The organism is Longimicrobium sp. (assembly GCA_036377595.1).
In the GTDB taxonomy this organism is placed as follows: Bacteria; Gemmatimonadota; Gemmatimonadetes; order Longimicrobiales; family Longimicrobiaceae; genus Longimicrobium.
The window spans coordinates 33,039-59,933 of the sequence record DASUYB010000175.1; the positions used below are offsets into that span (position 1 = coordinate 33,039).

The following is a 26,895-nucleotide window of genomic DNA, read 5'->3' on the forward strand; positions in this document are numbered from 1 at the left end:
GACTTAGGACTTCAGTTCCTCCCCGATGCGCCCGATCTCCTCGGTCAACATCCGGCCCACCGCGGCCACGTTGGGGGCCTGCATCATCGAGAAGTGCGTCCCCGGCACCGGCGTCACGCGGACGGTGGGGAGCGACAGCAGCTCGTCCCACCCGGCCGGCGCGGGGCGCGCGCCGCTGGACTGCGCCGGGAAGAGATGGACGGGGGCGGAGATGGGACGCGGCACATACCGCTCCGCCGCCTCCGCGCGCGCCCGGAAGAGCGCGGTCTCCGCCCGCAGGTGCGCCGCCAGGTCGCCGTTGCGCCGCGCCAGGCGCGCGGGCAGGATCGCCACCTCCCGGCTCCGCTCGGCGAGGGAGTCGAAGTCGAGGACGTCCGCGTCGCCCACCAGCTCCACCACGCGCCCGCGCCGCGCCTCGTCGACGCCGGCGGCCGTCGCCAGCATGCGCAGCAGCCAGCCGTTCTCCGCCACCTCGCGGGACGCGGCGGGGCCGGCGACGGGGGTGGGATCCATCATCCCCACGAACTCCACCGTCTTGCCCTGCGCCACCAGCTGCGCCGCCATCTCGTACGCCAGCAGCCCGCCGAACGACCACCCGGCGATGCGGTACGGGCCCGCGGGCTGGACGGCGCGAACCATCTCCACCAGCCGCGCGCCCATCTCCTCGATCGTCCCTTCGCCGGACGCGTAGCCGCCGGGGAGGGCGTAGAGCGGAACGTCGCCGCCCACGTGGGGGGCCAGCACCTGCGCGTAATCCACCGTCCCCAGGCCGTCGTGCACGAGGAAGAGCGGGGGCTGGGTGCCGGCCGGCCGCAGCGCGATGGCCGCGTCGCCCTTCATCTCCGGGGCCGTCCCCTGGAGCTGCGCGGCGAAGGACTTCACCGTCGGCGCGGTGAACAGGTCGGCCATCCGCGCCTCGATCCCCGCCCTGCGCAGCCGGTCGGCCAGGCGCACGGCCAGCAGCGAGTGGCCGCCCAGCTCGAAGAAGCTGTCGTGCCGCCCGACCTGCTCCACGCCGAGCACGTCGGCCCAGACCGTCGCCAGCGCCTGCTCCAGCGCGCCCTGCGGCGGCTCGTACGTCCGCGTGCCGTACGCGTCGCCCTCCGGCGCCGGCAGCGCGCGGCGATCCACCTTGCCGTTCGGGGTGACCGGGAGCCGCTCCAGCCGCACGAAGGCCGAGGGCACCATGTACTCCGGCACCCGCTCCGCCAGGTGCGCCCGCAGCGCGGAGACCTCGATCTCCGCCCCGCCCAGGTAGTAGGCGACCAGGCGCCTGTCGCCGGGCGCGTCCTCGCGGGCGACCACGACGGCCTCCCACACGTCCGCGTGCTCGGCCAGGCGCGTCTCGATCTCGCCCAGCTCGATGCGGAAGCCGCGGATCTTCACCTGGAAGTCGGCGCGGCCAAGGTACTCCAGCGTGCCGTCGGCGCGGCGCCGCACGCGGTCCATCACCCGGTACATGCGCGAGCCGGCGGGCCCGAACGGGTCGGGGACGAAGCGCTCCGCCGTCTGCGCCGGGCGCGACGCGTAGCCGCGGGCCAGGCCGTCGCCGGCCAGGTACAGCTCGCCCGCCACGCCCGCCGGCACCGGCCGCAGCCCGCCGTCGAGCACGTACGCCCGCGTGTTCGCCAGCGGCTGGCCGATGGTGACGCGGTCACCGCCCTTCTCCACCACCGAGCAGGTGGAGAAGGTGGTATCCTCGGTGGGCCCGTACAGGTTGCGCACCGTCTCCACCGTGCCCAGCGCGTACAGCGCCTGCGCCAGCTCGTTGGGCAGCGCCTCGCCGCCCAGGTTCAGCGTCTTCACCGTCGCGGGGATGCCGCCGGTGCGCAGCAGCTCCGCCGCCGCGGTGGGAACCATGCCGGCGTAGACCACCGGCTCGGCGACGGTGGCCAGCTCCAGCGCGTTCTCCACCAGCACCAGCCTGCCGCCCCAGCAGAGGGCGCCGAACAGCTCGGCCACCGAGACGTCGAAGTTGATGGAGGTGGAGAAGAGCAGCGACGAACGCTCCTCGTCGCTCACCGTCTCCTTCAGCCAGTGCAGGAGGACGACGACGGACGAGTGGCGGATCATCACCCCCTTCGGCCGCCCGGTGGAGCCGGAGGTGAAGATGACGTGCGACAGGTTCTCGGGGACGGCGCCGCTCTCCAGCGCCCACGCCGGCCCGGTCTCCAGCCGCTCGCGCAGCGTGTCGAGCGACAGCGCCGCCGCGGTGTTGGGGAGACGATCCGCGAGATCCGAGCTGGTGAGGACGAGCGAGACCTCCGCGTCCTCCAGCATGTATCCCAGGCGCTCCCGCGGGTATGCGGGGTCGAGCGGGACGTACGCGCCGCCCGCCTTGAGGATCGCCAGCAGCGCGACGACCATCTCCGGGGTACGGTCCAGGCAGACGCCCACGCGGGACTCCGGCCGCACGCCGCGCTCGCGGAGGAGGCGCGCCAGCCGGTTCGCCCGGGCATCCGCCTCCGCGTACGTCAGCGATTCGCCGCGGAAGACGACGGCCACCGCCTCCGGCGTGCGCCGCACCTGCTGCTCGAAGAGGTCGTGGACGCACAGCCCGGCCGGGTAATCCGCCCCGGTCGCGTTCCACTCCTCCACGACGCGGACCTGCTCGGCATCGGAGAGCAGCGTCAGCTCCTCGACGCGCAGCGTGTCGTCGGCCGCCATCTGCTCCAGCACGCGCCGGAAGTAGCCGAGGTAGCGCTCCACCGTGGCCTCGTCGAACAGCGCCGTCGCGTACTCCAGCGCCCCGCCGATGCGCCCGCCCGCCTCGCCGAGCGCCAGGGTCAGGTCGAACTTCGCCGTCACCCCGGCGGTGCCGGCGCCGGGGACGGCGGCCAGCTCCAGCCCCGGCAGCGCCATCGCGCCGCCCGGGTTGTTCTGCCAGGTAAGCATCACCTGGAAGAGCGGCGTATGGGCCAGGCTGCGGACCGGATCGGCCAGCTCCACCACGCGCTCGAAGGGGATGTCCTGGTGCTGCTGGGCGCCCAGCGTGGCCGCCTTCACCTGCGCCAGCAGCTCGCCGACGGTCGGCGTGCCGGAGAGATCGACGCGCAGCGCCAGCGTATTGACGAAGAAGCCGATCAGCCCCTCGATCTCGCGCCGCCCGCGGTTCGCCGTCGGCGAGCCGACGACCACGTCCGCCTGGCCCGAAAGACGGCTGAGAACCGTCGCCCAGCCGGCGAGCAGCGTCATGTACATCGTCGTGCCGTGGCGGCGGCTGAGATCCTTCAAGCCCGCCGTCAACTCATCGTCCAGCTCCACGCGGAGCGACGCGCCCGAGTGGTCCATCCGCGCCGGGCGCGGGCGGTCGGTGGGCAGCTCCAGCAGCGCGGGCGCGCCGGCCAGCTTGTCGCGCCAGTACGACGCCTGCGCCTCCAGCACCTCGCCCTCGATCCAGCGGCGCTGCCAGACGGCGTAGTCCGCGTACTGGATCGGGAGGGGGAGAAGGGGATTCGATTCACCCGCGCGGAAGGCGGCGTAGAGCGCGCCCAGCTCGCGGCTCAGGATCCCCGACGACCAGCCGTCGGAGACGATGTGGTGCATGGTGATCAGGAGCACGTGGTCGTCCGCCGCCAGGCGGATCAGCCGGCCGCGCACCAGCGGCCCGCGCTCCAGGTCGAACGGAGACCCGGCCTCCTCGGCCATCACCCCCGCCAGCGTGCCGATCGCATCCTCGTCGCCGGCGAGATCGTGCTCCACCAGCGCGAAGCGGCTCTCCGGCGCGATGCGCTGCACCGGCGCGCCGTCGACCTGCGCGAACGTCGTCCGCAGCGTCTCGTGCCGGGCGACGAGCGCGTCCAGCGCCCGCACCAGCGCGCCGCGGTCCAGACCGCCGCGGAGGCGCAGGCGGCGGGGGATATGGTACGCGCCGCCGACGTTCCCCAGCTGCTCCAGGAACCAGAGCCGCTGCTGCGCGAAGGAGAGCGGCAGGTCGCCACCCCGCTCCGCCGCCTCGATGGCGGGAAGCTCCGCGCGGACCGCGGCGTCGACAGCCTGCGCGAAGCCGGCGAGCACGGGGTGGTCGAAGACGTCGCGGAGCGCGACCTCGGCGCCCAGCACCTCGCGGACGCGGGACGTCACCTGCACCGCCAGCAGCGAGTGGCCGCCCAGCTCGAAGAAGTTGTGGTGCCGCCCCACGCGCTCGAGGCCGAGCACCTCGGCCCAGATCTCCGCCAGCGCCTCCTCGGTCTCGCCCTGCGGCGCCTCGTACGCCCGCCTGGCGAACGCGTCGCCGGCCGGGGCGGGCAGCGCCTTGCGGTCCAGCTTCCCGTTGGGGGTCAGCGGCAGCGTCTCCAGCCACACGTACGCCGCCGGCACCATGTGCTCCGGCAGGCGCTGGGAGAGATGGGCGCGCAGCGCCGCGGCCTCCACCTCGGCCTCGCCCACGCAGTACGCCACCAGGCGCTTGTCTCCCGAGCCGTCCTCGCGGGCCAGCACCACCGCCTCGCGCAGCGCCGGGTGCTCGGCCAGGCGCGCCTCGATCTCCTCCAATTCGATGCGGAAGCCGCGGATCTTCACCTGGAAGTCGTTGCGGCCCAGGTACTCGAGCGTGCCGTCCGCGCGCCACCGCGCCAGGTCGCCCGTGCGGTACAGGCGCGCGCCTTCCCGCCCGGAGAACGCGTCGGGGACGAAGCGATCCGCCGTCAGCCCGGGACGGTTCAGGTACCCGCGCGCCACCTGCACCCCGCCGATGCACAGCTCGCCGGCGACCCCGGCCGGCACCGGCGCGCCGAGCGGGTCCACCACGTAGATGCGCGTGTTCGCGATCGGCCGGCCCAGCGGCACGCGTGCCCGGGCCGCGTCGCTGCCGGGGACGCAATGCCAGGCGGTCACGTCCACCGCGGCTTCCGTGGGGCCGTACAGGTTGTGGAGCTCCACCTCCGGCAGGACCTCGTGGAAGCGTCCCACCAGCGCCGGCGGCAGCGCCTCGCCGCTGCAGACCACCCGCCGCAGGCCGGTGCACGCCGCCGCGCCGGGGTGCTCCACGAAGAGCTGCAGCATCGAGGGGACGAAGTGCAGCGTGGTGACCGCCTGGCTCCGGATCGTCGCGGCCAGGTAGCCCGGGTCCTTGTGCCCCCCGGGCCGCGCCATCACCAGGCGGGCGCCGGTGGCCAGGGTCCAGAAGAACTCCCACACCGACACGTCGAAGCCGTAGGTGGTCTTCTGCAGCACCGCGTCGCCCGCGCCGAGCCCGTAGGCCTCCTGCATCCAGACGAGCCGGTTGACCACCCCGCGATGCCCGTTCATCACCCCCTTGGGCCGGCCCGTCGACCCCGAGGTGTAGATCACGTACGCCAGGTGCTCCGGAGTCAGGCCTTCCCGGCCAGGGTTCGTCTCCGGCAGATCGGCCCAGGAGCGGGCGTCGGCGTCGAGCGCCACGGCGGGCACGCCCAGCTCCGCCACCAGCTCCGCGAGCGACGCCTGCGACAGCAGCACCGCGGGCGCGCTGTCGCCCAGCATGTAGCGCAGCCGCTCGCCGGGGTACTCGGGGTCCAGCGGCACGTACGCGCCGCCGGCCTTGAGCACCGCGAGCAGCCCCACCACCATCTCCAGGCTGCGCTCCAGGCAGAGCCCCACCCGCACGTCGGGGCCCACGCCGCGCGCGCGCAGCCAGTGCGCTAGCCGGTTCGCGCGGGCGTTCAGCTCCGCGTAGCTCAGCGCCGCGTCCTCGAACACCACGGCCACCGCGTCGGGCGTGCGCTCCACCTGCCGCTCGAACAGCTCGTGGACGAACAGGCCGCGCGGATACGCCGCGTCGGTCGCGTTCCACTCCTCCACCACCCGCGCCCGCTCGGCATCGGAGAGCAGCGCCAGCTCGTCCACGCGCAGCGTGTCGTCGGCCACCATCTGCTCCAGCACGCGCCGGAGGTAGCCCACGTGCCGGCGCACCGTCTCCTCGTCGAACAGCGCCGCCGCGTACTCCAGCCCTCCGCGGATCCGCCCGCCGCCCTCGCCGAGCGCCAGCGTCAGGTCGAACTTCGCCGTCACCCCGGCCGTTTCCGTCCCGGGGACGGCGGCCAGCTCCAGCCCCGGCAGCGCCATCGCGCCGCCCGGGTTGTTCTGCCAGGTCAGCATCACCTGGAAGAGCGGCGTGTGCGACAGGCTGCGGGCCGGGTCGGCCAGCTCCACCACGCGCTCGAAGGGGATGTCCTGGTTCTGCTGCGCGCCGAGCGTGGCCGCCTTCGCCTGCGCCAGGAGACCGGCGACCGTCGGCGAGCCGTCGAGGTCGACGCGCAGCGCCAGCGTGTTCACGAAGAAGCCGATCAGCCCCTCGATCTCCCGCCGCCCGCGGTTCGCCGTCGGCGAGCCGACGACCACGTCCGCCTGCCCCGAGAGCCGGCCCAGCACCGTGGCCCATCCGGCGAGCAGCGTCATGTACAGCGTGGTGCCGTGGCGGCGGGAGAGCTCCTTCAGCCCCGCCGTCAGCGCGTCGTCCAGCTCCAGGTGCACCACGCCGCCGCGATGGTCCATCCGCGCCGGGCGCGGGCGGTCGGTCGGCAGCTCGAGCAGTGACGGCGCGCCGGACAGCCGCCCGCGCCAGTACGACGCCTGCGCCTCCAGCACCTCGCCCTCGATCCACCGCCGCTGCCAGACGGCGTAGTCCGCGTACTGGATCGGCAGCGGGAGAAGGGGATTCGGCTCGCCCGCGCGGAAGGCGGCGTAGAGCGCGCCCAGCTCGCGGCTGAACACCCCCGACGACCAGCCGTCGGAGACGATGTGGTGCATCGTCAGCAGCAGGACGTGGTCGTCCTCCGCCAGCCGGACCAGCCGGCCGCGGATCAGCGGCCCGCGCGCCAGGTCGAACGGCGCGGCCGCTTCCTCCTCCATCACCCGCGCCAGCGTCGCCGCCGCGTCCGCATCAACCGTGAGGTCGTGCTCGACGAGGGCGAAGCGGCTCTCCGACGCGATCCGCTGCACCGGCGTGCCGCCCACCTTCGCGAACGTCGTCCGCAGCGACTCGTGCCGCGCCACCAGCGCGTCCAGCGCCCGCACCAGCGCGTCGCGATCCAGCTCGCCACGGAGACGGAGACGGCGGGGGATGTGGTACGCGCCGCCCACGCTGCCCAGCTGCTCCAGGAACCAGAGCCGCTGCTGCGCGAAGGAGAGCGGCAGGTCACCCTCCCGCTCCGCCGCCTCGATGGCCGGGAGATTCGTGCGCACCGCGGCCTCGGCCACGCGCGCGAACTCGGCGAGGACGGGGCGCTCGAAGACGTCGCGCAGCGCGACCTCGGCGCCCAGCACCTCGCGGACGCGGGACGTCACCTGCACGGCCAGCAGCGAGTGGCCGCCCAGCTCGAAGAAGCCGTCGCGCCGCCCCACGCGCTCGACGCCCAGCACGTCCGCCCAGATCGCCGCCAGCGCCTCCTCCGTCTCGCCCACCGGCGCCTCGTACTCGCGCGTGCCGAACGCGTCGTCGGCCGGCGCGGGAAGGGCGCGGCGGTCGGTCTTGCCGCTGGGGGTGAGCGGAAGCGCCTCCAGCCACACGTACGCGGCGGGCACCATGTGCTCCGGCAGGCGCTCGGCGAGGTACTCGCGCAGCGCGTCGCCGGCGAGCGGCTCGGCGCCGGTGCAGTACGCCACCAGCCGCCGGTCGCCGCGGCCGCTCTCGCGGGCCAGCACCACCGCCTCGCGCACCGCCGGGTGCCCGGCCAGGCGCGCCTCGATCTCGCCCAGCTCGATGCGGAAGCCGCGCACCTTGACCTGCGCGTCGTTGCGGCCCAGGAACTCCAGCGTCCCGTCCGCCAGCCAGCGCACCACGTCGCCGGTGCGGTACATCCGCGCCCCCTCGCGGCCCGAGAACGGATCGGGAACGAAGCGCTCGGCCGTCAGCCCGGGGCGGCCCTGGTAGCCGCGCGCCACGAAGGCGCCGCCCAGGAACAGCTCGCCCGTGACCCCCGCCGGCACCGGCTCGCCCGCGCCGTCGAGCACGTAGGCCCGCGTGTTGGCGACGGGCCCGCCGATGGAGACGATCTCCGCCGCCTCGTCGGCACCGCAGCGCCGCGTGGTGGTGGTGATGGTGGTCTCGGTGGGGCCGTAGCAGTTGCGCAGCTCCACGCCGGGAAGCCGCTCGTGGAAACGCCGCACGAGGGTCGCCGGGAGGGCTTCTCCGCCGGCGCAGACCTGCTTCAGCCCGGTGCACAGCTGCGACTCGCCGGCCTCGAGGAAGATCTGCAGCATCGAGGGGACGAAGTGCACGCGCGTGACCCCCTCGCGGCGGATCAGTTCGGAGAGGTAGCGCGGGTCCTTGTGCCCTTCCGGACGGGCGATCACCAGGCGCTCGCCCACGATCAGCGGCCAGAAGAACTCCCACACCGAGATGTCGAAGCTGAGCGGCGCCTTCTGCAGCACCGCCTCGCCCGCCGCGAGCGCGAAGTCCCTCCCCTGCCACGCGGTGTGCGCCATCAGGTTGCCGTGCGAGATCATCGCCCCCTTGGGCCTGCCGGTGGAGCCCGAGGTGTAGATCACGTACGCCAGGTGATCGGCCGTCAGCCCCGCCCGCGCGGGATCCGTCTCCGGCTGGTGCGCCCACTGCGCAGCATCCGCGTCGATCGCCGCGGCGGGGACGCCGAACCCGTCCGCGAGGGACAGGAGGTGCCCCTGCGTCAGCAGCACCGCCGGCGCGCTGTCCTCGACCATGTGGCGCAGCCGGTCTTCCGGATACGCCGGATCCAGCGGCACGTACGCGCCGCCGGCCTTGAGCACGCCCAGCACGCCCACCGCCATCTCCAGGCTCCGCTCCACGCACAGGCCCACCATGACGTCCGGACCCACGCCGCGCTCGCGGAGGTGGTGCGCCAAGCGGTTCGCGCGGCGGTTCAGCTCCGCGTAGGTCAGCGTCTCGCCCTCGAACACGACGGCGATCCTGTCCGGCGTGCGCTCCACCTGCGCCTCGAACAGTTCGTGGACGCGCTCGTCCGCGTACGCCATGTCGGTGCGGTTCCACACCTCCACGACCTGCGCGCGCTCACTGTCGGAGAGCAGCGCCAGCTCGTCCACGCGCAGCGTGTCGTCGGCCACCATCTGCTCCAGCACGCGGCGGAGATAGCCGAGGTAGCGCTCCACCGTGGCCTCGTCGAAGAGCGCGGTCGCGTACTCCAGCGCCCCGCGGACGCGCCCGCCGGCCTCGCCCAGCGTCAGCGTCAGGTCGAACTTGGCCGTCACGCCGGCGTGGCCGGGGACCGCGGCCAGGTCGAGCCCGGGAAGCTCCAGCGCGCCGCCCGGGTTGTTCTGCCACGCGAGCATCACCTGGAAGAGCGCCGTGTGCGACGTGCTGCGCACCGGGTCCGCCAGCTCCACCACGCGCTCGAAGGGGATGTCCTGGTTCTGCTGGGCGCCCAGCGTGGCCGCCTTCACCTGCGCCAGCAAATCGGCGACCGTCGGCGAGCCGTCCAGGTCCACCCGCAGCGCCAGCGTGTTGACGAAGAAGCCGATCAGCCCCTCGATCTCCCGCCGCCCGCGGTTCGCGGTGGGCGAGCCGACGACGACGTCCGCCTGGCCGGAGAGCCGGCTGAGCACCGTCGCCCAGCCGGCGAGAAGCGTCATGTACATCGTGGTGCCGTGGCGCCGGGAGAGCGCCTTCAGCCCGGCGGTGAGCGCGTCGTCCAGCTCCACGCGGATCGCGGCGCCCGAATGGTCCATCCGCGCCGGGCGGGGACGGTCGGTGGGCAGCTCCAGCAGCGCCGGCGCGCCGGACAGCCGCTCGCGCCAGTACGACGCCTGCGCCTCGAGGATCTCGCCCTCGATCCACCGCCGCTGCCAGACGGCGTAGTCCGCGTACTGGATGGGGAGCGGGAGAAGGGGATTCGGCTCGCCCGCGCGGAAGGCGGCGTAGAGCGCCCCCAGCTCGCGGCTGAACACGCCCGACGACCAGCCGTCGGAGACGATGTGGTGCAGGGTGATGAGCAGGACGTGGTCGTCCGCCGCCATGCGGATCAGCCGGCCGCGGACCACGGGCCCGCGCTCCAGGTCGAAGGGCGCCGCGGCCTCCTCGGCCATCAGCCCCGCGAGGGTGCGGGCCGCGTCGGGATCGCCGCCCAGGTCGTGCTCGACCAGCGCGAAGCGGCTCTCCGGCGCGATCCGCTGCACCGGCGCGCCGCCCACCCGGGCGAACGTCGTCCGCAGCGACTCGTGCCGGGCGACCAGCGCGTCCAGCGCCCGCACCAGCGCGTCGCGGTCCAGCTCCCCGCGCAGGCGGAGGCGGCGGGGGATGTGGTAGGTGCTTCCCAGGTCGCCGAACTGCTCCAGGAACCAGAGCCGCTGCTGCGCGAAGGAGAGCGGCAGATCACCATCCCGCTCGGCGACCTCGATCGGCGGCAGCTCCGCGCGCGTGGCGGCGTCGACCGCCTGCGCGAAGTCGGAGAGGACGGGGCGCTCGAAGACGTCGCGCAGCGCCACCTGGGCGCCCAGGACCTCGCGGACGCGCGACGTCACCTGCACCGCCAGCAGCGAGTGGCCGCCCAGCTCGAAGAAGCTGTCGTGCCGCCCGACCTGCTCGACGCCGAGCACCTCGGCCCAGATCCCGGCCAGCAACTCCTCGGTCTCGCCCAGCGGCGCCTCGCCGGCGCGGCGCGCGTACGCGTCCTCGTCGGGCGCGGGAAGCGCGCGGCGGTCCACCTTGCCGTTGGGCGTGAGCGGATACTTCTCCAGCCGCACGTACGCGGCGGGAACCATGTACTCGGGGAGACGCTCCGAGAGATGCGCCCGCAGCGCGGCGACCTCGACCTCCGCCTCGGCGAGGTAGTAGGCCACCAGGCGCCTGTCGCCGGGGACGTCCTCGCGCGCCATCACCACGGCTTCGCGCACGTCCGGGTGCTCGGCCAGGCGCGTCTCGATCTCGCCCAGCTCGATGCGGAAGCCGCGGATCTTCACCTGGAAGTCGGCGCGGCCCAGGTACTCCAGCGTGCCGTCGGCGCGCCAGCGGATCCGGTCCATCACCCGGTACATCCGCGACCCCGCGGGCCCGAAGGGGTTGGGGACGAAGCGCACGGCGGTGAGGTCCGGCCGCGAGGCGTATCCCCGCGACAGGCCGTCGCCCGCCAGATACAGCTCGCCCTCCGCCCCCACCGGCACCGGCCGCAGCTCGGCGTCGAGCACGTACGCCCGCGTGTTGGCCACGGGGCGGCCGACGGTGACGCGGTCGGCGCCCTTCTCCACCAGCGAGTAGGTGGAGTAGGTGGTGTCCTCGGTGGGCCCGTACAGGTTCCCCACCTTCTCCACCGTGCCCAGCGCGTGGAGCGCCTGCGCCAGCTCGTTCGGCAGCGCCTCGCCGCCCAGGTTCAGCGTCTTCACCGTCGCGGGGATGCCGCCGCTGCGCAGCAGCTCCGCCGCCGCGGTCGGGACCATGCTGGCGTAGACGATGGGCTCGGCGACGGTGGCCAGCTCCAGCGCGTTCTCCACCAGCACCAGCTTGCCGCCCCAGCACAGGGTCCCGAAGACCTCGGCGACCGAGACGTCGAAGTTGATGGAGGTGGAGAAGAGCACGCACGAGCGCTCCTCGTCGCTGACGTTCTCCTTCATCCAGTGCAGGAGGACGACGACGGACGAGTGGCGGATCATCACCCCCTTCGGACGGCCCGTCGACCCGGAGGTGAAGATGACGTGCGACAGGTTCTCGGGGATCGCGCCGCTCTCCGGCGCCTCCGCCGGCCCGCTCTCCAGCCGGTCACCGAGATCGTCGAGGCACAGCGCCTCCGCGCCCCCGGGGAGACGGTCCGCGAGCGCGGAGGTGGTGAGGACGAGCCCAGCCTGCGCGTCCTCGACCATGTAGCCCAGGCGCTCACGGGGATACGCCGGGTCCAGCGGCACGTACGCGCCGCCGGCCTTGAGCGTCGCCATCAGCGCCACCACGAGGTCGGGCGTGCGGTGCAGGCAGACGCCGACGCGCGACTCCGGCCGCACGCCGCGCTCGCGGAGGAGGTGCGCCAGCCGGTTGGCCCGCGCGTCCAGCTCCGCGTACGTCAGCGTCTCGCCGTTGAAGGCGACGGCGACGGCGTCGGGCGTGCGCTTCACCTGCTGCTCGAACAGGTCGTGGACGCGCAGCCCGGCCGGATACCCGGCGTCGGTCGCGTTCCACGTCTCCAGCACCAGCGCCCGCTCCGCCTCGGGGAGCAGGGTCAGCTCGTCCACGCGCGTGTCGTCGGCGACCATCTGCTCCAGCACCCGCCGCAGGTAGCCGGCGAAGCGCTCGATGGTGGCCTCGTCCCACAGTGCCGTGGCGTACTCCATCATCCCGCGGATGCGGCCGCCGCCCTCGCCCAGGATCAGCGTCAGGTCGAACTTCGCCGTCACCGCGCCGGCCCCGCCGAGCGGAGCCAGCTCCAGCCCGGGGAGCGTCATCGCTCCGCCGGCGGCGTTCTGCCACGCCAGCATCACCTGGAAGAGCGGCGCGTGCGCCATGCTCCGCTCGGGATCGGCCAGCTCCACCACCCGCTCGAAGGGGATGTCCTGGTGCTGCTGCGCGCCCAGCGTGGCCGCCTTCACCTGCTTCAGCAGCTCGCCGACGGTGGGCGTGCCGGAGAGGTCGAAGCGCAGCGCCAGCGTGTTGACGAAGAAGCCGATCAGCCCCTCGATCTCGCTCCGCCCACGGTTCGCCGTGGGCGAGCCGACGACGACGTCCGACTGGCCGGAGAGACGGCTCAGGACGGTGGCCCACGCGGCCAGCAGCGTCATGTACGGCGTGGTGCCGTGGCGGCGGCCCAGCTCCTTCACCCCCGCCGTCAGCGCCTCGTCCAGCTCCAGCGGCAGCGAGGCGCCGCGGTGGTCGATGCGCGCGGGGCGCGGCCGGTCGGTGGGCAGCTCCAGCAGCGACGGCGCGCCCGACAGCTTCTGCTGCCAGTACGCGGCCTGCGCCTCCAGCACCTCGCCCTCGATCCACCGCCGCTGCCAGACGGCGTAGTCCGCGTACTGGATGGGCAGGGGGAGAAGGGGATTCGGCTCGCCGGCGCGGAAGGCACCGTAGAGCTCGCCCAGCTCGCGGCTCAGGATCCCCGACGACCAGCCGTCGGAGACGATGTGGTGCATGGTGATGAGGAGCACGTGGTCGTCCGCCGCCACGCGGATCAGACGGCCGCGGATCAGCGGCCCGTGCGCCAGGTCGAAGGGAGATCCGGCCTCGTCGCCCACCAGCCGCGCGAGCGTCTCCGCCGCCGCGTCGTCGGCGGACAGATCGTGCTCCACCAGCACGAAGCGGCTCTCCGGCGCGATGCGCTGCACCGGCGCGCCGTCGATCTCCACGAACGTCGTGCGCAGCGTCTCGTGCCGCGCGACGAGCGCGTCCAGCGCGCGCACCAGCGCCTCGCGGTCCAGCTCGCCGCGCAGGCGGAGGCGGCGCGGGACGTGGTACGCGCTGCCGACGTTGCCCAGCTGCTCGATGAACCAGAGCCGCTGCTGCGCGAAGGAGAGCGGCAGGTCCGCGCCGCGCTCCGCCACCTCGATCGGCGGCAGCTCCGCGCGGACCGCGGCCTCGATCACCTGCGCGAAGTCGGCGAGGACGGGGCGCTCGAACACCTCGCGCAGCGCCACCTCGGCGCCCAGCACCTCGCGGACGCGCGACGTCACCTGCACCGCGCGCAGCGAGTGGCCGCCCAGCTCGAAGAAGCTGTCGCGCCGGCCGACGCGCTCCACGCCGAGCACGTCCGCCCAGATCTCCGCCAGCGCCTCCTCGGTCTCGCCCTCCGGCGCCTCCCAGGCACCGCGCGCGTACGCGGCGTCCGCGGGCGCGGGCAGGGCGCGGCGATCGATCTTGCCGTTGGGGGTGAGCGGGAGCGTCTCCAGCCACACGTACGCGGCGGGAACCATGTACTCCGGCAGCGTCTCCGCCAGGTGCGCCCGCAGCGCGGCGACCTCGATCTCCGCATCGCCGGCGTAGTACGCCACCAGCCGCTTGTCGCCGGGCGCGTCCTCGCGCGCCAGCACGATGGAGTCGCGCACGCCGGCGTGCTCGCCCAGCCGCGCCTCGATCTCGCCCAGCTCGATGCGGAAGCCGCGGATCTTCACCTGGAAGTCGGCGCGGCCCAGGTACTCCAGCGTCCCGTCCGCGCGCCAGCGGGCAAGGTCGCCCGTGCGGTACAGGCGCGCGCCTTCCTTGCCCGAGAACGCGTCGGGGACGAAGCGCTCGGCGGTCAACTCCGGGCGCGCCAGGTAGCCGCGCACCACGCCCTCGCCGCCGATGTACAGCTCGCCGGCCACGCCCACCGGCGCGGGCTGGCCGTGCGCGTCGAGGACGTAGATCCCCGTGTTGGCGATCGGCCGGCCGATGGGCGGGTTGCCGTCCTCGTCGCCGCAGACGTGCAGCGTGGACCAGACGGTCGCCTCGGTCGGCCCGTAGGCGTTCACCAGCCGGCGGCGGCGCGAGAAGCGCTGCGCGACGGCGGCGGAAAGGACGTCGCCCGCCAGCACCATCGTGCGCACGGAGGCGAGATCCGCATCCTCCGGCATCGTCGTCAGCACCGCCGGCGGCAGCGTCGCGTGCGTCACCGCGTGCTCGTCGATGATGCGCGCGAGCGAGTCGCCGCTCAGCACCGCGTCCGCGGACGGGACGCACAGCACGGCGCCCTGGCAGAGCGCCATCACCGTCTCGTACACGCACGCGTCGAAGCTGAACGACGCGAACTGCAGGATCCGGCTCTCGCGGCTGATCTCCAGCGTGCGCGTCTGCGCGGTCACCAGGTTGGCGACGCCGCGGTGCGGCACCATCACGCCCTTGGGACGGCCGGTGGAGCCGGAGGTGTAGATGACGTAGGCGAGGTGATCCGGCGTCAGCCCGGCGCGGTCGAGGTTCGTCTCCGGCTGATCGGCCTCCACGCCCTCGCCGAGCGCGACGACCGGCGCCTCGATCCCCTCGAACAGTCCGGACAGCCGCTCGCGTACATTCGCCTGCGTCAGCACGGCCGCCGGCGCGCTGTCCTCCAGCATGTAGCGCAGACGGTCCTCGGGATAGGCAGGATCGAGCGGGACGTACGCGCCGCCGGCCTTCTGCACCGCGAGCACGGCGGTGACCATCTCCGCGCCGCGCTCCACGCAGATCGCCACGCGCGCGTCCGGGCCGACGCCCAGGCCGCGGAGGTGGTGGGCGAGGCGGTTCGCGCGGGCGTTCAGCTCCGCGTAGGTCAGCTCGCCGCCGGCGTACCGCACGGCGGCCGCGTGGGGCGTGCGTTCGACCTCGCGCTCGAACAGCTCGTGGACGCACGACTCGCGCGGGAACGCCGCCGCCGTCGCGTTCCACGCCTCCAGCACCTGCGTCCGCTCCCCGGCGGGAAGCACGTCCATGGCGGCGAGGGCCGTCTCCGGCGCCGTCTCCAGCGCGTCGGCCAGCCGCTCCAGCGCCGTGTGCATCAGCGCCACCACGCGAGCGGGATCAACCGAGCCGTCCACCTGCACGGTGAGGCCGAAGCCGTCGCCCAAGTCGTCCACGTTCAGCGACAGCGGATAGTTCGACCGCTCCACGCCGCTGAGGCGCACGGCCCCGCTCTCCGCCGCGCCCGCCTCGGCGGCGTGCTTCGTGACCCCCGAGCCGCGGTGGCGGTAGTTGAGGATCGAGGAGAAGAGCGGCGTGGGCGCCTGCACGCCGCTGCAGCGCTGCGCCAGCGCCAGCGACGCGTGCTCGTGGCGCAGGAGCTCCGCCAGCACCCCGTGCGTCCGCCGCACGCCCGCCTCCACCCCCTCGCCGTCCACCGAGACGCGCACGGGGAGGGTGTTGATGAACAGCCCCAGCACCCGGTCCGACCCCTCGCCGCCCTGCATGCGGCCGAAGAGCACGGTGCCGAAGACCACGTCGCCGCGGCCGCTGACGCGGGACAGCACCTGCGCCCACGCGACGTGGCAGAGGCTGGCCGCGCTCACGCCCAGCGTCCGCGCCCGCGCCCGCAGCCGCGCGGAAAGGGCGTCGTCCACGCGGCGGCGCGCCTGCACGATCCCCGTGCCGTCGCCCTGCACGTCGAGCAGGCCGAAGGGGGCGGTGGGCTCGGTGACGCCGCCCAGCATCTCGCGGAAGAACGCCTCGTGCGACTCGCGGCTCGTCCCCAGCCGCGCCTGCGCCACGTAGTTGCGGAAGGGGATCGGCGCGGGAAGCGAATCCCCCTCGCCCCGCAGCTGCGCGGCGATCTCGGCGCGCAGCACGTCGAGCGTGGTGTGGTCGCCCGACAGGTGGTGGAGCTGCAGCTGCATCACCCAGCGCCGCTCGGCCGCGTCGAAGGCCACGCTCACCCGCATCAGCGGCGCGCGGCGCACGTCCAGCCGCATCCGGCGCGGATCGAACTTCGCGCGCAGCTGCTCCGCGACGGGACCGTCGGCGGGATCGAGCTCCACCTCCTCCACCGTCATCCGCGCGGCGCGCCAGACCACCTGCACCGGCGGCTCGCGCAGCCCCTCCCACGCCACCGAGGTGCGCAGGATGTCGTGCCGGTCGATCCCCGCCTGCATCGCGGCCAGGTACGCGTCCAGCGACTCGCGCGTGGGGAAGGCGTACTGGATGGTGGCGAGATAGGGATCGCCCTCGGTGGCCAGCAGGTGGTGGAAGAGGATCCCCTCCTGCAGCGGGGCCAGCGGGTAGATGTCCTGCACGTTGGCGGCGCCGCCGTCCACGCCCGCGACGATGCGGTCGATCTCGCCCTGGCTCAGCTCCACCAGCGGCAGCATCTCCGGGCGGATGGCCTCGCATCCGGCGGGGATGGCGTTGGCGGGAACCACCACCACCTCCGCGGCCGACTCCGAGCCGACCTGCGCGGCCAGCTCGGCCAGCGTGGTGGTGAACAGCGCCTGCACGTCGGAGTGCATCCCCTGCTGGCGCATGCGGGCCAGCAGGGTCACGGCCAGCAGCGAGTGGCCGCCCAGCTCGAAGAAGCCGTCGTGGCGGCCGACGCGCTCCACGCCCAAGACGTCGGCCCAGATGGCGGCCAGCCGCTCCTCGGTGTCGCCGGCGGGGGCCTCGTAGGCGCCGCGCGCGTAGGCGTCGTCCTCGGGCGCGGGGAGGGCCTTGCGATCGACCTTGCCGTTGGGGGTCTGCGGCCACGCCTCCAGCCGCACGTACGCCGCGGGCACCATGTAGTCCGGCAGCCGCTCCGACAGGTGCGCCTTCAGCGCGGCGGCGTCGACCTCGGCGTCGCCGCGGACGTAGGCCACCAGGCGCCGGTCGCCGGGGGTGTCCTCGCGCACCAGCACCACCGTCTCCTCCACCTCGGGGTGCTCGGCCAGGCGCGCCTCGATCTCGCCCAGCTCGATGCGGAAGCCGCGCACCTTCACCTGGAAGTCGATGCGGCCGAGGTACTCGATCACACCGTCGGGGCGGTGGCGCACGCGGTCCATCACCCGGTACATCCGCGACCCGGCGGGCCCGAAGGGGTTGGGGATGAAGCGCTCCGCCGTCATGTCGGGCCGCGACGCGTACCCGCGCGACAGGCCGTCGCCCGCCAGGTACAGCTCGCCGATGACGCCCACGGGCACCGGCTGCAGCCGCGCGTCGAGCACGTACGCCTGCGTGTCGGCCACGGGGCGGCCGACGTAGACCGTGTCGGCGCCCTTCTCCACCAGCGAGTAGGTGGAGTAGGTGGTGTCCTCGGTGGGGCCGTACAGGTTCCCCACCTTCTCCACCGTCCCCAGCGCGTAGAGCGACTGCGCCAGCGCGTTCGGCAGCGCCTCGCCGCCCAGGTTCAGCGTCTTCACCGTGTGGGGGATCGACCCGCCGCGCAGCAGCTCGGCGGCCGCGCTGGGCACCATGCTGGCGTGGACGACGGGCTCCTCGAGCGTGGCCAGCGCCAGCGCGTTCTCCACCAGCACCAGCTTCCCGCCCCAGCACAGCGTGCCGAAGACCTCGGCGACGGAGACGTCGAAGTTGATCGAGGTGGAGAAGAGCACCGACGACCGCTCCTCGTCCGTCACGTTCTCCCGCAGCCAGTGCAGGAGGACGACGACGGAGGCGTGGCGGATCATCACCCCCTTGGGGCGTCCCGTGGAGCCGGAGGTGAAGATGACGTGCGACAGGTTCTCGGGGATGGCGCCGCTCTCCGGCGCCTCCGCGGGCCCCATCTCCAGCCGCTCGCGGACGGCGTCGAGGCAGATCGCCTCCGCGCCGGCGGGGAGACGATCAGCGAGCGCGGCGCTGGTGAGGACCAGCGCGGCCCGCGCGTCCTCGATCATGTAGCCCAGGCGCTCGCGGGGATACGCCGGGTCCAGCGGCACGTACGCGCCGCCCGCCTTCAGCACCGCCAGCAGGGCGACGACGAGGTCCGGCGTGCGCTCCAGGCACACGCCCACGCGCGCGTCCGGCCGCACGCCGCGCTCGCGGAGGAGGCGCGCCAGCCGGTTGGCCCGCGCGTCCAGCTGCGCGTACGTCAGCGCCTCGCCGTTGCAGGAGACGGCGACGGCGTCCGGCGTGCGCGCCACCTGCCGCGCGAACAGGTCGTGGACGCAGAGGCCGCGCGGATACCCGCCCCCGGTCGCGTTCCACGTCTCCAGCACCAGCGTCCGCTCGCCGGCGGAGAGCAGCGCCAGCTCGTCCACGCGCTGCCCGTCGTCCGCCGCCATCTCCCGCAGCACCTGGCCCAGGTAGCCCAGGAAGCGCTCCACCGTGGGCCGGTCCCACAGCGCGGTGGCGTACTCCAGCACGCCCTGGATGCGCCCGGCCGCCTCGCGCAGCTCCAGCACCAGGTCGGAGCGGGCGCCGCCCATCGAGACCTCGCCCGCCTGCTTCCCCGCATCGGCGACGCCGCCGACGGTGACGCCCGACAGCTCCAGCGCGGCGCCGGGGTTGTTCTGCCACGCGAGCATCGCCTGGAAGACCGGCGTGTGCGCCAGGCTGCGCACCGGGTCCACCACCTCCACCACGCGCTCGAAGGGGATGTCCTGGTTGGCCTGCGCCCCCAGCGTTCCCGCCTTCACCCGCGCCAGCAGCTCGGCCACGGTGGGCGCGCCGGAAAGATCCACGCGCAGCGCCAGCGTGTTGACGAAGAAGCCGATCAGCCCCTCGACCTCCCGCCGTCCACGGTTCGCCGTCGGAGAGCCGATCACCACGTCGCTCTGCCCCGAGAGGCGGCCGAGCGTGGCCGCCCACCCGGCGAGCAGCGTCATGAACAGCGTGGTGCCGTGGCGCCGGGAGAGCGCCTTCAACCCCGCGGTGACCTCCGCGTCCAGCTCCAGGCGCGCCGATGCGCCGCGGTGGTCCATCACCGCCGGGCGCGGTCGGTCGGTGGGCATCTCCAGCAGCGCGGGCGCGCCGGCCAACGCCTGGCGCCAGTACGACGCCTGCGCCTCCAGCACCTCGCCCTCGATCCAGCGCCGCTGCCACACGGCGTAGTCGGCGTACTGGATCGGCAGGGGCGGCAGGGGATTGGCGTCGCCCGCGCGGAAGGCCTCGTACAGCGCGGTGAGCTCGCGGCTGAACACCCCCGACGACCACCCGTCGGAGACGATGTGGTGCATGGTGACGAGGAGGACGTGGTCGTCCGCCGCCATGCGCACCAGCCGGCCGCGGATCAGCGGCCCGTGCTCCAGGTCGAACGGCGCCTTTGCCTCCTCCGCCATCAGCCGCGCCAGCGTCTCCTCCGCCTCCGCGTCGGCTGACAGGTCGTGCTCCACAAGCGCGAAGCGGCTCTCCGGCGCGATCCGCTGCACCGGCGCGCCGTCCACCTCGGCGAAGGTCGTCCGCAGCGCCTCGTGCCGCGCGACGAGCGCGTCCAGCGCGCGCACCAGCGCGTCGCGGTCCAGCTCGCCGCGCAGGCGCCGGCGACGGGGGATGTGGTAGGTGCTCCCCATGTCGCCGAAGCGCTCGATGAACCAGAGCCGCTGCTGCGCGAAGGAGAGCGGCAGGTCCGCGCCGCGCGGCGCCAGCTCGATCGGCGGCAGCTCCACCCGCGCCGCGTTGGCGACGGCGTCGGCGAAGTCGGCCAGGACGGGGCGGTCGAACACCTCGCGCAGCGCCACCTCGGCGCCCAGCACCTCGCGCACGCGGGAAAGCGTCTGCACCGCCAGCAGCGAGTGGCCGCCCAGCTCGAAGAAGCTGTCGTGGCGGCCGACGCGCTCCACGCCCAGCACCCCGGCCCAGATCCCCGCCACCAGCTCCTCGGTCTCGTTCGCCGGCGCCTCGTACTCGCGCCGCGAGTAGGCGTCGCCCGACGGCGCGGGCAGAGCGCGGCGGTCGACCTTGCCGCTGGGGGTGAGGGGGACCTTCTCCAGCCGCACGTAGGCGGCGGGCACCATGTGCTCCGGCAGCCGCTCGGCGAGGAACGCCCGCAGCGCGGCCGCGTCGATCTCCTCGTCGCCCACGTAGTACGCGACCAGGCGCACGTCGCCGGGCACGTCCTCGCGCGCGGCGACGACGGCCTCGCGCACGCCGGCGTGCTCGCCCAGGCGCTTCTCGACCTCACCCAGCTCCACGCGGAAGCCGCGGATCTTCACCTGGAAGTCGTTGCGGCCGAGGAAGTCCAGCTTCCCGTCCGGCCGCCAGCGCCCCAGGTCGCCCGTGCGGTACAGGCGCGCGCCCGGCCGCCCGGAGAACGGGTCGGGGACGAAGCGCTCGGCGGTCAGCGCGGCGCGGCCCAGGTAGCCGCGCGCCACCTGCACGCCGCCCACGTAGGTCTCGCCGGCGACACCGACGGGGAGCGGCTGGCCCTGCTCGTCGAGCACGTACAGCTCGGTGTTGCCCACGGGGCCGCCGAGCGGCACCTGGACGAGCTTCGCGTCGTCGGGGTGCACGCGGTGGCGCATGGCCACGGCCGCCTCGGAGGGACCGTAGATGTTGAAGAGCGTGGCCTGCGGAAGGCGCTCGTGGATGCGCTGCACCAGCCGCGGCGGCAGCGCCTCGCCGCCGCTGATCACCACGCGCAGGCCGGTGAGGCTCTCCAGGTCGGCCGCGTCGGAGAACCAGAGCAGCTTGGAGGCGACGAAGAAGGCGATGGTGATCCCGTTGTCGCGGATCGTCGCCGTCAGCTCGGCGATGTCGCGCTTCTCCTCGGGGCGCGACAGCACCACGCGCGCGCCGTTGGTCAGCGGGAGGAGGAACTCCCAGACGGAGGCGTCGAAGGAGAACGACGTGCTCTGCAGCATCGCGTCCGTCGGCCGCACCTCCCACACCTCGCGCATCCAGGCCAGGCGGCTGGCCATCGCGCGGTGCACCAGCATCACCCCCTTGGGGCGGCCGGTGGAGCCGGAGGTGTAGATGACATACGCCAGGTTCCCGGCGCTCGTCCCCACCCGCTCCGGATTGGTCTCCGGCCGCTCCGCGCCCGGCGCCACCTCGCCGTCCATCACCAGCACGGGGATCTCCAGCCCGTCGAACAGCTCCGTCAGCTCGTCCTGCACCTTCGCCTGCGTCAGCACGGCCACCGGCGCGCTGTCGTCGAGCATGTAGCGCAGCCGGTCCTCGGGATACGCCGGGTCCAGCGGCACGTACGCGCCGCCGGCCTTCAGCACGCCCAGCATCGCCACGGGAAGATCGAGGCTGCGCTCCATGCTGATGACCACGCGCACGTCCGGGCCGACGCCCAGCTCGCGGAGGTGGTGCGCCAGCCGGTTCGCGCGGGCGTTCAGCTCCGCGTAGGTCAGCGACTCGCCGGCCTGGACGACGGCGACGGAGCCGGGGGTGCGCTCCACCTGCCGCTCGAACAGCTCGTGGAGGCACGCCTCGGGATACGCCGTCTCCGTCCGGTTCCACTCCGACAGCATCTCCGCGCGCTCGGCGGCGGGCTGCACGTCGATGGCGCCGACGGCCGTCCGCGGCGCCGTCTCCAGCGCCTCGACCAGCCGCTCCAGCGCGGTGTGCATCATCTCGCAGACGCGCGCCGGGGCCACCGTGTCGGCCACCTTCACCGTCAGGCGCAGCCCCTCGCCGAGGTCGTCGACGGACAGGACGAGGGGATAGTTGGTGCGCTCCATCCCCTGGAACTTCACCCCGCCGCCCGGCGCGCTGGCCGTCTCGGTCTTCGCCACGGCGCCGCGGTGGCGGTAGTTCATCAGGGTGGTGAAGAGCGGCGCCGGCGCCTGCACGCCGCTGCAGCGCTGCGCCAGCGCCAGCGGGGCGTGCTCGTGGCGCATCAGGTCCGCCAGCAGCCGGTGCGTGTTCCGGACGCTCGCCTCGACGTCGTCGCCGCCGACGGCGATGCGCACGGGGAGGGTGTTGATGAACAGTCCGAGGACGCGGTCGGCGCCCTCGCCGCCCTGCATGCGGCCGAAGAGCACGGTGCCGAAGACGACGTCGCCGCGGCCGCTGACGCGCGAGAGCACCTGCGCCCACGCCACGTGGCAGAGGCTCGCCGCGCTCACTCCCAGCGAACGCGCCCGCGCGCGCACCCGCAGCGCCAGCGCGTCGTCCACGCGGCGGCGCGCCTGCACGATCCCCGTCCCGTCGCCCTGCACGTCGAGCAGGCCGAAGGGCGCGGTGGGCTCGGTCACGTCTCCCAGCATCTCCCTGAAGAACGCCTCGTGCGCCTCGCGGCTCGTCCCCAGGCGCGCCTGCGCCACGTAGTTGCGGAAGGGGATGGGCGTGGGAAGCGCGTGCGCCTCGCCGGCCAGCAGGTGGCCGATCTCCTCGCGCATCACGTCGAGCGTGGTGTGGTCGCCCGCGAGGTGATGCACCTGCATCAGCAGGAGCCAGCGATCTTCCGCCGCGTCGTACGCCGCGCCGGCGCGCAGCAGCGGGGGCCGGCGCACGTCCAGCCGCACGCGGCGCGGATCGAAGCGCGCGTGCAGCTGCTGCGACGCCTCGCCCGCGTCCGCGTCCAGCTCCACCTCCTGCACGTCGAGGCGCGCGTTCCGCCACACGACCTGCACCGGCTCGCGCAGCCCCTCCCACGCCACCGCGGTGCGCAGGATGTCGTGGCGCGCGACCACCGCCTGCAGCGCCGCGACGTACGCGTCCAGCGCCTCGCGGGTGGGGAAGGTGTACTGGTTGGAGGTGAGATACGGATCGCCCTCGCGGCTCAGCAGGTGGTGGAAGAGGATCCCCTCCTGCAGCGGGGCCAGCGGGTAGATGTCCTGCACGTTCGCCGCGCCGCCCTCGACGCCGGCCACGATGCGGTCGATCTCCGCCTGGGTGAGGTCGATCAGCGGCAGCATCTCCGGGCGGATGCTCTCGCACCCGGCGGGGATGGCGTTGGCGGGAACGACCACGTCGGCCGACTCGCCGGTGACCTGCGCGGCCAGCTCGGCCAGCGTGGGCGCGGTGAACAGGGTCTGCACGTCGGAGTGCAGCCCCTGCTTGCGCATGCGCGCGATCAGCGTCACCACCAGCAGCGAGTGGCCGCCCAGCTCGAAGAAGTTGTCGTGCCGCCCCACGCGGGCCACGCCGAGCACCTCCGCCCAGATCGCGGCCAGCGCCTCCTCCGTCTCACCCACCGGCGCCTCGTAGACGCTGCGCGCGTAGGCCTCCGCGCCGGGGGCAGGAAGGGCGCGGCGGTCGATCTTGCCGTTGGGGGTGAGCGGCAGCGTCTCCAGCCAGACGTACGCGGCGGGAACCATGTGCTCGGGGAGCCGCTCGGCCAGGTGCGCCTTGAGCGCGGCGACGTCGATCTCCGCGTCGCCCGCGTAGTACGCCACCAGCCGCTTGTCGCCGGGGGCGTCCTCGCGCGCGAGCACGATGGTCTCGCGCACCTCGGGATGCTCGCCCAGCCGCGCCTCGATCTCGCCCAGCTCGATGCGGAAGCCGCGGATCTTCACCTGGAAGTCGGCGCGGCCCAGGTACTCCAGCGTGCCGTCCGCCCGCCAGCGCGCGAGATCGCCGGTGCGGTACAGCCGCGCGCCCGGGCGGCGGCCGAACGGATCGGGGACGATGCGCTCCGCCGTCAGCTCCGGGCGGCCGAGGTAGCCGCGCGCCACCTGCACGCCGCCGATGTACAGCTCGCCGGCCGCGCCTACGGGGAGCAGCTGGCCGAGCGGGTCGAGGATGTAGACGCCGGTGTTGGCGACCGGACGGCCGATCGGCGGGTTCCCCTCCTCGTCGTCGCGGCAGACGTGCAGCGTGGACCAGACGGTCGCCTCGGTCGGGCCGTACCCGTTCACCAGCCGGCGGCCGCGCGAGAAGCGCTGCGCCACGGCGGCAGGGAGGACGTCGCCCGCCAGCACCATGGTACGCACGGAGGCGAGCTCCGCGTCCTCCGGCATCGTCGTCAGCACCGCCGGCGGCAGCGTCGCGTGCGTCACCGCGTGCTCGTCGATGATCGTCGCCAGCGAGTCGCCGCTCAGTACCGCGTCGGCCGACGGAATGCACAGCACGGCGCCCTGGCAGAGCGCCATCACCGTCTCGTAGACGCACGCGTCGAAGCTGAAGGACGCGAACTGCAGGATCCGGCTCTCGCGCGTCACCTCCAGCGTCCGCGTCTGCGCGGTCACCAGGTTGGCGACGCCGCGGTGCGGCACCATCACGCCCTTGGGACGGCCGGTGGAGCCGGAAGTGTAGATGACGTACGCGAGGTGGTCCGGCGTCAGCCCCGCGCGATCGAGGTTCGTCTCCGGCTGATCGGCCTCGACGCCCTCACCGAGCGCGACGACCGGCGCCTCGATCCCCTCGAACAGTCCGGACAGCCGCTCGCGCACCTTCGCCTGGGTCAGCACCGCCGCCGGCGCGCTGTCCTCGAGCATGTAGCGCAGACGATCCTCCGGATACGCGGGATCGAGCGGGACGTACGCGCCGCCGGCCTTCTGCACCGCCAGCACGGCCATTACCATCTCCGCGCCGCGCTCCACGCAGATCGCCACGCGCGCGTCCGGGCCGACGCCGAGGCCGCGGAGGTGGTGGGCGAGGCGGTTCGCGCGGGCGTTCAGCTCCGCGTAGGTCAGCTCGCCGCCGTCATACCGGACCGCGGGGGCGTGCGGCGTGCGCTCCACCTCCTGCTCGAACAGCTCGTGGACGCACGACTCCTTCGCGTAGGGCGTCCCCGTGCGGTTCCACGTGTCCACCACCTCGGCGCGCTCGGCCGTGGAGAGGAGCGTCAGGTCGGCCACGCGACGGGTGTCGTCCTCGACCATCTGCTCCAGCACGCGGCGCAGGTAGCCCGCGTAGCGCCGGACGGTGGCCTCGTCCCACAGCACCGTCGAGTACTCCAGCGCGCCCTTGATCCGCCCGCCGCCCTCGCCCAGCGACAGCGACAGGTCGAGCTTGGCGGTCACGCCGGACGCGGACGGCAGCGGCGCGGGGTCGAGCCCGGGGAGCTCCATGGCGCCGGCGGCGTTGTTCTGCCACGCCAGCATCACCTGGAAGAGCGGCGTGTGCGCCAGGCTGCGCGCCGGGTCGGCCAGCTCCACCACCCGCTCGAAGGGAATGTCCTGGTGCTGCTGCGCCCCCAGCGTGGTCGCCTTCACCTGCCCCAGCAGCTCGGCGACGGTCGGCGAGCCGGAGAGGTCCACGCGCAGCGCCAGCGTGTTGACGAAGAAGCCGATCAGCCCCTCGATCTCCCTCCGTCCACGATTCGCCGTGGGCGAGCCGACGACGACGTCATTCTGCCCGGAGAGGCGGCCGAGCACCGTCGCCCAGCCCGCCAGCAGCGTCATGTACAGCGTGGCGCCGTGGCGGCGGCTCAGGTCCTTCAGCCCCGCCGTCAGCGCCTCGTCCAGCTCCATCCAGATCGACGCGCCCGCGTGGTCGCGCCGGGCCGGGCGGGGACGGTCGGTGGGGATTTCGAGCAGCGCGGGCGCGCCGGCCAGCCGCTCGCGCCAGTACTTCGCCTGCGCCTCCAGCACCTCGCCGTCCACCCAGCGCCGCTGCCAGACGGCGTAGTCGGGATACTGCACCGGCAGCGACGGCAGGGGACTGGGCTCGCCCGCGCGGAAGGCGGCGTACAGCGCCCACAGCTCGCGGCTGAACACGCCCAGCGACCACCCGTCGGAGACGATGTGGTGCATGGTGACCATCAGCGCGTGGTCGTCCGCCGCCAGGCGCACCAGCCGCCCGCGGATCAGCGGCCCGCGCGCCAGGTCGAACGGCTCCAGCGCCTCCTCGGTGATCAGCGCGAGCAGCGCCTCCTCCGGCGCGGCCTCGGCGCTCACGTCGTGCTCGGCCAGCGCGAAGCCCTCGGCCGACATCGGCGCGATGCGCTGCACCGGCGCGCCGTCCACCTCGTGGAAGGTGGTCCGCAGCGCCTCGTGCCGCGCGATCAGCGCGTTCAGCGCCCGCGCCAGCGCGGCGCGGTCGAGCGCGCCGCGCAGCCGCAGCCCCCACGGCATGTGGTAGCTGCTCCCCAGGTTCCCGAGCTGCTCCAGGAACCACAGCCGCTGCTGCGCGAACGACAGCGGCAGGTCCGGCCCGCGCTCCGCCGCCTCGATGGCGGGAAGCTGGAAGCTCGCGCGCTGCAGGCCGGCCTTGCGGGCCGATTTCAGGAGCGCTTCGCGCTGCGAAACCGTCAGGGAGGGAGTCATGCCTGGGGTACCGGGGAAAAATGCCTACAAAGTGCACGCGGACCCGCTGGCTGCGGGTCCGGCGTGATCACGGTCTGCCTGCGCGTGAGTGCGCGGGCGTGGCAGGTAAGTGACACGGGGTCAACCGCTTGGATACAAATCAAAGCGGCAAATGTTTCCCGAAAAGCGCACCGGCGGTCGAGGTGACCGTGGTGGACGGCGGCGTGGTCAGCCCCCGGCCCCGCGGGGAGAGAGGCACGCCTTGGATCCCGCGGAAGAACGCCTACAAAGTGCACGCGGACCCGCTGGCTGCGGGTCCGGCGTGATCACGGCCTGCCCGCGCGCGGCTGCGCGGACATGTAGCGTAAGTGCCAATATATCAACATCTTGAAAACAAATCAATGCGGCAAGTGTTTCCCGAGAGACGGTGACGTCTCCTGCCGATGTCTCCACGGAGTCATCGGGGTCATCGGAGGGATCCGTGGGAGGCAGTCCCTCCGTCGACTTCGATGACTCCGCGTGATACCGGATTGAACGAATGGCTGTGCGTTCGATTGGATCTGATGAGAATAGTCT

Annotated in this window: 1 protein-coding gene; it reads right to left on the bottom strand. The window is 73.6% G+C overall.

Annotated elements, in window-relative coordinates; genetic code table 11:
• Positions 1 to 3: 3 nt before the first annotated feature.
• The gene (locus VF092_29045) at positions 4 to 26,340 is read right to left on the bottom strand and encodes a non-ribosomal peptide synthase/polyketide synthase (GenBank protein ID HEX6751374.1); all 26,337 of its coding nucleotides are present in this window, start codon (positions 26,338 to 26,340) and stop codon (positions 4 to 6) included.
• Between the last annotated feature and the right edge of the window lie 555 nt (positions 26,341 to 26,895).

Coding starts and splice junctions, on each gene's coding strand:
- VF092_29045 (HEX6751374.1), bottom strand. CDS start 26,340: ATGACTCCCTCCCTGACGGTTTCGCAGCGCGAAGCGCTCCTGAAATCG.